Source organism: Patiriisocius sp. Uisw_017, assembly GCF_047731265.1.
In the GTDB taxonomy this organism is placed as follows: Bacteria; Bacteroidota; Bacteroidia; order Flavobacteriales; family Flavobacteriaceae; genus Patiriisocius.
On record NZ_CP159835.1, the window covers coordinates 1,352,873 to 1,364,910 of the forward strand.

Genomic DNA, 12,038 nt, shown 5'->3' on the forward strand with positions numbered 1-12,038 from the left:
TTAGCTAATTTTATCTCTACCTACAACATCACCAGATTTCGTTTTAATATTTTTCTGTGTAACCTTGTTAGATTTTTTCTTTGATACTACAACTTTGTAGGTTAGAAAAGAACCGCCAATTATTGCTAAAACTACTGGGACTATATACTCTAAATTATTTTTTACAAATTCAATCATAATGGTAAATTAAATTTATTAATGATAAGGTAATTGTAATGTATTTTAAGAGGGGAGAAGTTCAAAACTACATTATTTTATAGATTAAAAAAAATTAGTCACTGTTAATGTGAGCGCACCAGACCCTTAAAGTACCCCCCCGTAACATTATAGATTAAAATCTTCCCCACCCCAATCTGACACAAAAGCATTTTTCTCAGGCTAATAATTAAAACTATACAGTTGAGGTCTTCTTTGTAATCTACGGGTAATGTTTTAACGTATTATTTATTCTAGGTTAGGTTTTAGCATCTGTTCTACAGGTATGTTTAAGTATGCTAACCCGTGAGCCATTAAATTGAACCCCTCACTGCCACGTGCACAGTCCGCACTAATTACCCTTGCTAATTATGGCAGATTATAACAATCTGTACCTTACAGTATTTAAACAGTTTGCAATACAAGGTGATAGTTGTAATTGAACAGGTTTAAGTAATTCAGTAAGGTTTTTTCAACTCAAAATTAGTATACAATGGTACGAATTATTGGATTTAAAAGAAGAGAGAAAGAGGATGGTACACCATTCTTTACTCTAGAATTACAAGGTGGTGTAGAAATGGTTAAGTCTTTAGAGACAGGACAGTTCTACGCTACAGCAAAGAAAGCAAATGTTACAAGTACATTTGATGAGGCAACCTGCAAAGCCTTAATAGGTTCTGAAATGCCAGGTAAAATAGTTAAAAAGGTGGTTGAGCCTTATAGCTATGTTGTAAAGGAAACAGGAGAAGAACTTGTCCTTAATCACAGATGGATATTTGTCCCAGAAGGAGATGAGGAAACTATTCAAGATGAAGCTATTGACCAACTAATGGCTAATCCATCTAGTTTCTCCCGTAATGGGCAACAAGAATTAGCTGAACAGGCTATTTAGTATTAATTAATCCTTCCAGTTTTGTGTGAGCACTATATACGTGTATATACAAAACTGGAAGGATTTTTAATTTTCAGTCTTATGGAAGTTTCAGAAATAAAAGTATCCTACACAAATACCAACAAGGAAAAAGTAAGGATAAAAGATAGCAGGACAAGCTATGAAGTAGTATTGTCCCATTGGGACTTGAACATTATTGAGTTTATGGAAGAAGTGAAGGTATTACTGTTGGATAGAGCCAGCAATGTTCTTGGGATTTATGACTTAGCTAGGGGAGGTACTGCAAGTTGTATTGTGGATATAAAGATTGTTCTTAGTGTAGCCTTAAAGACTCACGCATCTTCCATTATATTAGTACATAATCATCCTACAGGATACTTAGTGCCTAGTAAAGCAGACAAGAGCCTAACCACTAAAATAAAACAAGCTTGTGAGTATGTGGATTTAGTCTTGCTTGACCACTTAATAATAAGTAAAGAGAGCTACTATAGTTTTAGTGATGAGGGTTGCCTGTAAAAAGAAAGCAAACACGCACTAGCTTGTAAAGCTACATTTATTGCTATTTCCTGCTGTAGGGAAATAAAGTAGATATAATACTATAGCCAAAATGAGTTTTTATTTTGGCTTTTTAATGGGAAAATGTGATGCTCTTTTGTAGAGTAGTTTCCACAACTTGGTTTTAGGGCAGTTATAAAACGTAATTGCCAAATAGCCAAAACTTATTATTTGTAAATTGCTTTAAATTTTTTAGTTGTGGCTCTAATTACAAATTTCTCATACAACTCCATTGTCAATAATTTAGATATTATTAAGAGACAAGATATTTCTGAAGATTTTTTTTGCAAGAATATTTATGATAACCCCACTTTGTATAGTATTTTCAACAAGCTATATTTAAGAAAAATATATATTAATGCTTATATTCTGAGAAATGATTTTGAACCTAAGTATTTTAAAAAGGTACCTATTAAAGAAGATAAATATACTCACGTTTTTTCTAGAGGTGGAAAGCCTACGTATCATATTTATGAAGACTGTCAGTCATTAAACAATAGCTACAGAGATTTTGTTGTGCCATTTATTGACCCTAAAAGAGAACTTACTTTGAACGAGGTTAAACTTGTTAAGGAGTTTAGAAATTGGTTTATTTATAAGGATTTTAGATATAAATTAGAATCTAAAAACGTTAAAATGGATGATATAGTTTTTGACTACAACAACTATTTTGCAAAAAAACACAACTTGAAGACATTGCCGCTAGACTATACTTTCAAAACAAATATTACAAATTCTGGCTTTATAGGTATTCAATCATCATTTGATGTTAATAGTTTTAAAAATGAAATAGAGGATATATTATATGCTAGTGATATAATGTGTCAGGACGAGAATCTTCTAAAAATGAGGAATTTTGATTGGATGAGAAAATTGCCCAAGGAAGAATTGCTAGCAAGATTATATCAAATCTTTGATAAGAATTTTATTGATAATTATGGTGAGGTAAATATTCGTGATTTTATGAATAAGCATTATAAACTTAGAGAAAGTGCATTCAAAAAGACAATCAACTATTTGAAATGGACTTATGGTCTTAAAAACAAAAGCTTTAATGAAGTTAATTTAGAGCATTTTGGTTTCAAGCTATGTTCTTTTTGTGAAACTCAGTCCATTGCTATTTGATTTATTAAATAAGAAGAAAGCTATATTAATGCCAAATCTATATTAGGATAAATCAACATCTAATAAGTCTTTCATTGGCACTTCAAGAGCTTTACTCAGCCTATAAATTGTAAAAAGAGTAATATTACTTCTACCAGCTTCAAGTCTAGAAATATTATTAGGGTCAGTAGTAATTTCCATTTTTGCAACTAGTTCAATCTGAGTTAATCCCTTTGAAATCCTTATCTCTCTTATCTTTTTACCAACTTTTTCTAAAACAATTTCTTTAGTCATACCTATCTTATTTGATAGGTTCAATTAATCTCTTAAATTTGTTCTAACACATATCGTATATGATAGTATATGATGTTTCACAAATACACTAAACAGTACTTTTCTCTTAACAATTAAACTATACAACACTATGGAATTAACACCAACTATTACAATAATCATTACAACACTAGTTTCAATATCTATTTTAGCCGTTCTATTTACTGGTATTTCTTACTTGGAAAAAGGCAAAAATAAAAGGAAGCTTTTTCAGGATACAAAAAACTTAATCTACACTACAATAATTCTCTTTGTCTTAGTTACTATCTTGCTATTAATTTTAGAACTCTACTTTAATATTCAAATGGGTTCATCTTTGATGTATGTCATAATAGGTGTTATAAAGATAATTATAGCCTTCTACGTAGCCAGAGAAGCTAAGAAGCAAAACAGAAGTTATGCTTTATGGTTTATACTTGCATTTATTGAGTTTCATTCTGCGCTAATAGCATTAGCATTAGGAAAAACAATATACAAAGTCCCTAATAGCAGTAAACTCTTGTTTGATGAGTTAACAGATAGTGCAAAAGAGAAAGTATCTTCTCTTAGAGAGCTAACTTCTAGTGTACGTAAATCAGATAACTCTATAGCAATTGAAAATGAGTATGGAATTCCACTAATGAAAATTAAAAGAGAGTATTCTACTGAATTTAATGAACTCCTAAAGAATACAAAGAAACAAGAGCACAGGAATATTTCATTACAAAAATATGAGAGAGCTTATAAAGCAGGTATAATGGATAAGGAAGAATATGATTCTAAAATTGCTAAATTAACAAGCGAATGAATTTTGGCAATACTTAGTATAGAATTAATTAATAATATCCTGTTCAATGCAGAGCTTAGTTTATTAACAAAACTACATATGGAAATAGAGAAACTACCATTTAAATTAGGTATGTATTATGAAAATTTGAGGCTTGATTTGAAAGTTGAAGAGGCAGCTGATAGATATACTGTATTCAGATATACAAAAGATGATATACAGGAGTTTGAAGGGTTTGAGGTTACAGATGTGTTTTTATACTTCAATTTGGATGTCTTATTTCAAGTAGAAATGTATTTAGAGCAAGGTACATTGAAGTTCGAGAAATTTCATAAAGTAGAAAATGAAATATCAATTCGAGGTAGTATAGAGAATAGTACTAAATTAATTGAGTTTACTTATAGTAAAGATAAAATATGGAGAGATTTGTAAAATTTAGACTTAGGTCAAACATAGGTCAAACATTTTAGCATATCATAAGTTAAGATGTATTAGAATATGAAAGATAGAATTTCCTAAAACACAGAGAAACAGGCTATTTACTAGTATTTGCTAAAATGTGAAACACCTAAAGGACAGACTGTTAATCAGAGGATCCTTGGTTCGATCCCAAGAAGAGGAGCGCAATGAAACCCTTCACAGAAATGTGAGGGCTTTTTTATGCGATTTATTTAAGTTTTATTATCCACGAATGCCGGCTGTAGAATGACTTAATAGACGCGCCTATTTAAAGGAAAGCGAAATGTTAAGATTCTTCTCAATAATGTGAAAGCATCTTTATTGAAAAACTGGCGTGACTTATTTTAGCGATGTGTTGTTTCTCTCATTGTAAAAAAACTGTTTCGGCGTGTTGAACTTGCCCGCAGTAATCCAGTAGAGATCATAAGGGTGAAAACCTAAAAAGAGCCACACTTTTGTGCAGCCCTTTTTAGATTTAGCTAGAATTATATCAAAGCGTACATCCTATTTATCTTTAAAACCATTTTACTTTTTAATCACTCTTTTAATTACATTAGCCTGACCCCCATTTATATGAACCATGTAAATCCCAGAAGAAAGCTCTGAAATGTTGATTTCTACGGTATTGCTAGTATTTGCTATTTCAACGTTTTGCACCAAGATACTATTCATGTTGTATATCTTGATACCTTCTATTTTTGTAGTTGAACCAGTACTAATTATGATCTGCTCATTCGCAGGGTTTGGATATAAGCTAAAGGTATCCGAAAAATTGGTTTCATTAATCGCTAATAGTTCAGTTCCGGAAAACGCTATTTCAGCAAAACCTGTAAACATGTCTCCGTGATTATTTAGTACTTCTATACGAATAAAAGAGGCTTCTAATGCTGTGAAGTCAAACATTTCTGGTGTTGATGGGCCTGTTGTTATTTGTGCAAAGGTGGTTGGTCCTCCAGGAATTAACGTATATGTTGTACCATCTGTTGAAGCATAAACCATAACATCTTTTATTCCCGTGGTACCATCCGTTCCGGGCCCACCAGCATTTTGATTCCAAAAAGAAAACCCATCAACTAAATACAGTCCGCCAAGGTCAAAATCAATCATTCCAGAAACATCTTGACTAATCCAAGAATTGCCTGGATTTGACGGTTCATGAGTAGCACTTAAGCTTGGAAAAACGTCGAGACCAGTTCCATTTAATGCATTCAATATATCTGTTCCTGCAGGGGCAAGAGTTGATGTTGCAGATACAGGATTGATAACGTTCTCTATTGCTACTTCAGCTCCAGAGAAAGCAACCTCAGAAAAAGCCACATAAGTAGGTTCGCCCCAATTGCTAAGTACGTCAAAACGAATAAAAGACGCCATCACTTCAGGGAAAGAAATTGTTTCTTGTGCACATGGGGCACACAAGGCTTGTGCAAACACATTAGGTGCACCAGCAATTGGAGTAAAAGTTACACCATCATTGGAAGAAGAAATAATTACGTCTTGTATTCCATTTTCTCCAAGAACTGGGCCAAAAAAGTTTTGATTCCAGAACGCTATACCGTCCACTAGATAGGAGCCTCCAAGATCAAAATCAATAGTGCCAGGCTCGTTGTTTGCCACAAATGAATTGCCAAACACAGACATTGCATGTGAGGTTGTCAAGCTTGGAAATTCATCCAGCCCACTTCCATTAAAAGTACTAACCAAGCTTGTGTCAAATTGAGGTACAAGTGTTGTTGAAGCTGAAACAGGGATTATAATATCCTGCGCTTGCAGTGATGTCATTATGAATAGGAGTCCAAGTGACATAATAGAGTGTAGTTTTTTCATAATATATAAATTGTAGTTAGTAAAAAGCAGTATTGCTTAATACAAATGTAGACTGATAACCAATACATTAAAGGGTTTATTTATCTAGTGGTGGCTTGGTTTATCCAATGGCGTTTCTATTGTACCAACGGTTTATTAAGCGGTAGATTAGCTTTGTTGGAAAAAGAAAATGCGGTAATTGTCGTATTAAGAGGTAATTTTACCTGCGTCAAACCAGGCTAAGAATTGTTTTTTTCTTCTCCTAGAAATGGAGATCTTTAGGTCATTAGAAAGTATTACAAAAACACCTTTGACCTCAATGATATGCTCCCTATTTAGAATATGAGATCGATGACATCTATAAAACCCCTTGGAGTCAAGTAATTCTTCCAAATCACTCAATGTTTTTGTCACTAGTTTTTTAGTGCCATTCTTTAGATGAATATAGCTGTAATTTCTATCTCCTTCAATATGTACAATGTCTCTTAAAATTAATTTCAAAGCACCGTCCTGTGTTTTTAAAATCAGCATGTGATTGGCAACATCTTTAGTACTACTGTTTTGTACTGCCAAAGCTATATTCTCTCTTTGGGGTATTGTTCTACTGTGGGTTTTGTATCTCTTAAATGCCTTTTTTAATTCGCCCAGATCAAGTGGCTTCAGCAAATAATCGAGTGTATTAAATCGAATGGCCTTGATAGCATAATGACTATAGGAAGTAATAAATATAATTTGAAATTTTATGTCTGAAAGCTGAGCGAGCATTTCAAAACCTGTCATGTCAGACATTTCAACGTCGAGAAAAATAAGTTCTGGGGAATACGAGGCAATTTTCTTCAAGCCTTCTCGACCACTGCTGGCAGTAGATAATAACGCTACCTCCGGAAAATGCTGGTCTAATTTATCCTGGAGCAACTCCACTATAAATGGATCGTCATCGATAATCAGGCATTTTATTTTTTCAGTATTCATGGATTAATATGTTGTGCTAAATAATTGGTCAATCTTTCAGGTAACAGGGCAGTATCATTTACAATACGTGTTTTTGTGGTTGTTTAAGGGATTGGTCGTTTTTTAAATAATATTTGCTTTTAGACTCTTGCTTTTAGACTCTTGCTTTTAGACTCTTGCTTTTAGACTCTTGTTTTTAACTCATTAAATATAGGTCTAATCAATTCTTCAATGGTATATGGTTTAGGAATATAATTATCCATACCTACTTTATAACAACTGTCAATTTCAGTTTTCATTAAACTAGCGGTCATCGCAATTATGGGAATTGAAATGTCTCTATTTTCCAATTTTTCAATTTCCCTGATTTTTTTGACGGCTTCAAATCCGTTCATTTCGGGCATTTGTACATCCATTAAAATCAAATCATACGTATTCTTCTTAAATTTTTCGACGGCTAAGGCGCCATTTCCAACGGTAGAAATACTTACACCATTTATATAATATGATAAATCGTCCTGCGCGATCATTTGGTTAAACGGGTTATCTTCGGCAATAAGAATATGAATTCCTTGCAATGATGCTGTCATCATTTTTAATTTTTCTTCAGAAATAAGATCTGTCTCCTCTTCGCCTGCATTTGCAATTTGTAATGGTAGTGTAGCGTAAAAAGTGCTTCCGCTTCCTTCAGTACTTTCTAGCCAAATTTTTCCTTTTTGCAATTCAACTAGTTGTTTTGAAATACTTAGCCCCAATCCGGTACCTCCAAAATGGCGTGTTGTAGAATCTTTGGCCTGTTTAAAAGCACCAAAAATAGATTCTTGCTCCTTTTTTGGAATACCTATTCCGGTGTCATTTACTTCAAACTGAAGCTGTTCATCTTCTATACTTACAGAAATGTTCACACTCCCTTTCTGCGTAAATTTGATGGCATTCCCGGCTAGATTAATCAAAATCTGATTCAATCGAGTTGGATCTCCCATTACGAAACCTGGAACCTCATTTGCAACGTTATTAGACAACGTTAATCCTTTTTCTTCCGCTTTGTATTTTAAAATTTGACATACATTTTCTACAACCAATCTAGGGTTCATAGGGGTGTTTTTAATTTCTAATTTTCCAGCTTCTATCTTAGATAGATCAAGCACATCATTCAAAATAACGACAAGGTTTTCAGAACTCGTTCGCATGGCGTTTAAGTATGCATCCTGAGTAGAAGGATGCTCGTTACGTTCTAATATTTTTATCATGCCAGAAATGGCGTGCATTGGTGTCCTAATTTCATGGCTCATATTTGCAAGAAACTGTTCCTTATATTTTTCAGATTGCTCCACTTTATTCTTTTGTTCCTCAATAACCGCTTTCTGCTTTCGCGTTACTTTAAGGCGATTAAAAATTATGAATGCCAGTATTGAAATTAGAAACAAGCCAGCTCCAATGGCCCAGGATATTTTACGCTGAGCGTCTGCCTTAGCGGCTTCTATAGCAATCTCTTTTTGATTTTCAAGGTCATCTAAAGCCTTTTGCTTTTCATACTCAGATTGAACTTGTAATTCAATAATTGCTTTTTGATTTTCCTTACTATTTAAGCTATCTCTCATTTGAAAATGAAGCTCATTCATCTCAAATGCTTTTTTATAATTTTCTATAGACCTATAGCTTTTAACAAGGGTTCTAGAGGCCAGGCTAATGCCCATCACATCATGAGTGGTCTGGAAAAAGGCTAATGCCTCATTCCCGTATGAGATCGCCTGGGTATGTTTCCCTTGGTCCGCAAGAATAATTCCTATTTCCTGCTTTGCAGATGCAGCAACGTTTTCATTTTTAGTTTTTTTGGCTAATTTTAAACTTTTAGTTGCGTATTCTAATGCGCGTTCTAGATTGCCTTCATCATAATAAATACGCCCTATATTCTGAGAAATACCAGCGATATATGGTGTATTTCCCGTTTCCTCAAAATGCGCTAAAGCTTTCTCTAAATATTGCAATGCTTTTTTAGGATCACCTTTGATTGCATAAACGCCACCTATATTTGATAAACACCCTGCCAAAAGTGTTTTGTTCCCGGTTTTTTCAAAGTAAACTTGGTTTATGGTAAGAAATTTAAGTGCTTCATCCGGATTTCCTTGTTGCATATAAATATTTGCCATCAAGGACTGTACTTTTACAATATTATATTGATTGTCAAGGGCTTCAAATATTCTTTTAGATCGATTAAGGTGTTCTAAACCAGAGGCTAGGTCGCCTTTCCTAACATAATTTTCACCAATAGTAGCTAAGCTTTTTCCAATTGTTAATGTGTCTTGTATCTCTTCACTTAAGCTCAAAATTTGCAAATTATAATCTAGTGCTTTTTCTAAATCACCTTTTAATTCAAACATTCTAGAGATATTGCCTAAGGTGTTTATTTTGGATTTTTTATCACTAAGCTCTTCAGATAATTTTAATGCACTTGTAAGAATATCAAATGCTTTATCAGGATCACCTTTTAATAAATATACATCACCTTGTGCGTTTAAAGCACGTACTTGAAACTCTTTATTTTTGATTGATCTTGCAAAATCGTATTGCAACTGTGCATAATAGAAAGCACTATCTGGATTCTTAAACCGATACCCCTCTTGCGATATCTCTTGTACAGCGTTTAGGCGGTCAATGTCAGGCTGGGAAGTGTCTTCCCAGACGAACATCAAAGAATCTTGTTTCACTTTTGTAAATGTTTGTGCTTGTGTGTTTAAACAAAAACCAAAAAGTACTATTGCTAAGAAAAAGTGTTTTGATTGCATCTGGTTAGTTATTAGAAATTTTCTTCCAAGACGAAAGCTACGTCTTTTATAGCTATGTGTAACTTCATTAGAATATTATTTACCAAAGAGCTTAAATCCTCAAATGGCATCGTTTCATATTCAAGCTCCAATCTTCGAATGGGTTGTACAATATCTTTGATTCCAAAAAATTGTAATTGTGGACTCATTTGATGTAATAATTGTCTTGTCTTTTTTCTGTCTCCTACTTTCAAACTCTCTTCTAAACTTTCTATCCGTGGCGGAATTAACTCTTGAAATTGAAGTAAATATTTATAAACAATGCTAGTATCACCTCTTGATATTTTAATTAATTCTTCTGGGTTAATAATAGTGGTATTCCAGTGTATATCCATGTATAAGCTGCCTTAGCCATTTTAGTTTGGCTAATAGTGCCCCCAAGGTACGTCTTAAATAGTAGGGCGAGAAAAGGCTTTGTCCTAACGGTTGATCCTGCGGTCAACAACCGTTTGATTGCCAGAATAACCATTTGATAAAACTATAAATAAATCCAGAGCAGGTCAATTAATGATTCCTGAACTAGTTTAAAAATTTGAGCAGTTAAGTGGCATAAAAGAAGCAACAAAAACATTCAAAATATAAATTAAGTACGGTGCATCTGTAGTAAATAAAAAAGCTCCTTTCCGTATTAACTGAAAGGAGCTTCATATTGAATCTATATGTTTTATTGAAGCACCAACTTCTTGGTCGTTCTTAGTGCGCCATCTTCACTAGTTATTTTTAATAGATATACACCAGCATTTAAGCTACCTCTTTGTATTATAACGGTATAGGAGTTAGACTGTAAAGACCATACTTCTCTTCCTAATGAGGTTGAAATGAGGGAGAATCATCTATCTAAATTTAGTAAACTCATTAGGCTATTTTTTGAATATTCAAGAAGACGGGAAATTACCCTAAATGAAGAAATATTGCTACTTAATCATTATCTAGAAATAGAAAAAATGAGATTTGAAGATAAACTGTCTTTTGAGATAATGGTTGTCACTATTATGGATATTGAAGATTACAAAATACCAACGATGATTTTACAACCCATTGTTGAAAATGCTGTTAATCATGGCATCTTTCACAAAATAAGTAATGGCAATATATTAATTGAGTTTAAAGAATTACAAAATAAGAATGCTTATTCCGTTTTAATACAAGATGATGGAATAGGTATTAATAAAGCAAAAGGAATCTATAAAAACGCATCTAAAAATTATCAATCAAAATCTTCTGTAGTTTTAGCAGAACGATTAGCCATGTTACAACAAAGCAGCGATTGGAATATTACATACAGCATAAAAGACTTGGGAGACAGCGCAACTAAGACTGGAACCGAAGTTTTGCTAACTTTTCAAAAACAATCTTATGACTAGTATAGACACCGTTATAGTGGATGATGAGCCCAAGGCGCCCACAATTTTAAAAAATAAGATAGAACGACTTTGTCCAGAGTTAAACATTGTGGCTACGTGCCAGAATGCTAAAAAAGCAATGGTTTTTCTAGACACAGCCATGCCAGAAATAAGTGGCTTTGATTTACTCGAAAATATAGAAAGCCCCATTTTTAAATCATTTTTGCTACGGCTTTTGATGATCATGCCATAGAGGCAATTAAACATTGTGCTATAGGATACCTAGTAAAACCTATAGATAATGAAGATTTAATAGAAGCAGTAGCCAAAGCAAAAGAAAACATAGACGAAAAAAATGCGCTTCAAAAAAATAAAGCCATTATTGAAAATTTAGGGACCAAAACCCTTCAAGATAAGAAGGTCATCATCCCTTCTCAAGACGGATTAGAGTTTATTGCCATTAGCGACATTAAACATTGCGAAGGTACAGATGGGTATACCAAAATACACATCAACAACCGTAAACCCATGATGAGTGCTAATAGCATTGGACACTTTGCTAAAATGTTTGAACAACAAGAATTTTATTTGCCACACAAATCTCATCTCCTTAATCTAAATTATATTGATAAATACTTAAATGGTGGTTGCGTGGTTATTGGAAATGAAAATATTCCTGTCTCGAGAAGTAAAAGAGCTCCGTTTTTGAAAATGATTAAAAATACATAATGATTTCAATGAGAACTAATTAACGGCTTCCTCAATTGGGATCCACTCAAAAAAGAACAATGGGTATTAGAAGTAACTATTTG

At 33.3% G+C, this 12,038-nt stretch carries 15 protein-coding genes; 8 read left to right on the top strand and 7 right to left on the bottom strand.

Annotated elements, in window-relative coordinates:
- Window positions 1–177, bottom strand: a complete 177-nt coding sequence (locus tag ABXT67_RS06195) for a hypothetical protein (protein WP_415376408.1) — start codon at window positions 175–177, stop codon at window positions 1–3.
- Between the two features lie 511 nt (window positions 178–688).
- On the opposite strand from ABXT67_RS06195, the gene ABXT67_RS06200 reads away from it, so the two are divergent.
- From ABXT67_RS06200 to ABXT67_RS06210, 3 genes are all read left to right on the top strand, one after another.
- Window positions 689–1,087 (top strand): hypothetical protein, encoded by a 399-nt coding sequence (locus ABXT67_RS06200; protein WP_415376409.1) that lies wholly within the window; start codon window positions 689–691, stop codon window positions 1,085–1,087.
- A gap of 81 nt (window positions 1,088–1,168) precedes the next feature.
- Window positions 1,169–1,603 (top strand): JAB domain-containing protein, encoded by a 435-nt coding sequence (locus ABXT67_RS06205; RefSeq protein ID WP_415376410.1) that lies wholly within the window; start codon window positions 1,169–1,171, stop codon window positions 1,601–1,603.
- Window positions 1,604–1,840: 237 nt separating this feature from the next.
- A complete protein-coding gene (locus tag ABXT67_RS06210) occupies window positions 1,841–2,767 on the top strand; it encodes a hypothetical protein (RefSeq protein WP_415376411.1) in 927 nt (308 codons plus the stop codon).
- A 42-nt stretch (window positions 2,768–2,809) separates the two neighbouring features.
- Here the strand turns inward: ABXT67_RS06210 and ABXT67_RS06215 are convergent, their stop codons facing one another.
- Window positions 2,810–3,040 (bottom strand): helix-turn-helix domain-containing protein, encoded by a 231-nt coding sequence (locus ABXT67_RS06215; protein WP_415376412.1) that lies wholly within the window; start codon window positions 3,038–3,040, stop codon window positions 2,810–2,812.
- A 130-nt stretch (window positions 3,041–3,170) separates the two neighbouring features.
- On the opposite strand from ABXT67_RS06215, the gene ABXT67_RS06220 reads away from it, so the two are divergent.
- Both ABXT67_RS06220 and ABXT67_RS06225 read left to right on the top strand, forming a co-directional pair.
- Window positions 3,171–3,866 carry a hypothetical protein gene (locus tag ABXT67_RS06220; RefSeq protein ID WP_415376413.1) on the top strand — a complete coding sequence of 232 codons (696 nt, stop codon included), beginning with the start codon at window positions 3,171–3,173 and terminating at the stop codon, window positions 3,864–3,866.
- Between the two features lie 3 nt (window positions 3,867–3,869).
- Entirely contained in the window at window positions 3,870–4,277 is a 408-nt protein-coding gene (locus tag ABXT67_RS06225) for a hypothetical protein (RefSeq protein WP_415376414.1), read from the top strand.
- A gap of 552 nt (window positions 4,278–4,829) precedes the next feature.
- Here ABXT67_RS06225 and ABXT67_RS06230 read toward each other — a convergent pair.
- The 5 genes from ABXT67_RS06230 to ABXT67_RS06250 all read right to left on the bottom strand — a co-directional run bounded on the left by ABXT67_RS06230 (window position 4,830) and on the right by ABXT67_RS06250 (window position 10,703).
- On the bottom strand, window positions 4,830–6,128 hold the full coding sequence (locus ABXT67_RS06230) for a discoidin domain-containing protein (protein ID WP_415376415.1): 1,299 nt from the start codon (window positions 6,126–6,128) through the stop codon (window positions 4,830–4,832).
- Window positions 6,129–6,314: 186 nt separating this feature from the next.
- On the bottom strand, window positions 6,315–7,079 hold the full coding sequence (locus ABXT67_RS06235; protein WP_415376416.1) for a LytR/AlgR family response regulator transcription factor: 765 nt from the start codon (window positions 7,077–7,079) through the stop codon (window positions 6,315–6,317).
- 161 nt (window positions 7,080–7,240) lie between these two features.
- Window positions 7,241–9,844 carry a tetratricopeptide repeat protein gene (locus tag ABXT67_RS06240; protein WP_415376417.1) on the bottom strand — a complete coding sequence of 868 codons (2,604 nt, stop codon included), beginning with the start codon at window positions 9,842–9,844 and terminating at the stop codon, window positions 7,241–7,243.
- A gap of 11 nt (window positions 9,845–9,855) precedes the next feature.
- Window positions 9,856–10,218, bottom strand: a complete 363-nt coding sequence (locus ABXT67_RS06245; RefSeq protein WP_415376418.1) for a hypothetical protein — start codon at window positions 10,216–10,218, stop codon at window positions 9,856–9,858.
- A 329-nt stretch (window positions 10,219–10,547) separates the two neighbouring features.
- Window positions 10,548–10,703 carry a T9SS type A sorting domain-containing protein gene (locus ABXT67_RS06250; RefSeq protein ID WP_415376942.1) on the bottom strand — a complete coding sequence of 52 codons (156 nt, stop codon included), beginning with the start codon at window positions 10,701–10,703 and terminating at the stop codon, window positions 10,548–10,550.
- Between ABXT67_RS06250 and ABXT67_RS06255 the strand changes: the two genes are divergently transcribed.
- The 3 genes from ABXT67_RS06255 to ABXT67_RS06265 all read left to right on the top strand — a co-directional run bounded on the left by ABXT67_RS06255 (window position 10,702) and on the right by ABXT67_RS06265 (window position 11,955).
- Window positions 10,702–11,247 carry a histidine kinase gene (locus ABXT67_RS06255; protein ID WP_415376419.1) on the top strand — a complete coding sequence of 182 codons (546 nt, stop codon included), beginning with the start codon at window positions 10,702–10,704 and terminating at the stop codon, window positions 11,245–11,247. The genes ABXT67_RS06250 and ABXT67_RS06255 overlap by 2 nt on opposite strands.
- Window positions 11,240–11,479 (top strand): hypothetical protein, encoded by a 240-nt coding sequence (locus tag ABXT67_RS06260; protein ID WP_415376420.1) that lies wholly within the window; start codon window positions 11,240–11,242, stop codon window positions 11,477–11,479. The genes ABXT67_RS06255 and ABXT67_RS06260 overlap by 8 nt, the downstream gene beginning before the upstream one ends.
- Before the next feature lie 251 nt (window positions 11,480–11,730).
- Window positions 11,731–11,955 carry a LytTR family transcriptional regulator DNA-binding domain-containing protein gene (locus tag ABXT67_RS06265; RefSeq protein WP_415376943.1) on the top strand — a complete coding sequence of 75 codons (225 nt, stop codon included), beginning with the start codon at window positions 11,731–11,733 and terminating at the stop codon, window positions 11,953–11,955.
- Window positions 11,956–12,038 lie beyond the last annotated feature (83 nt).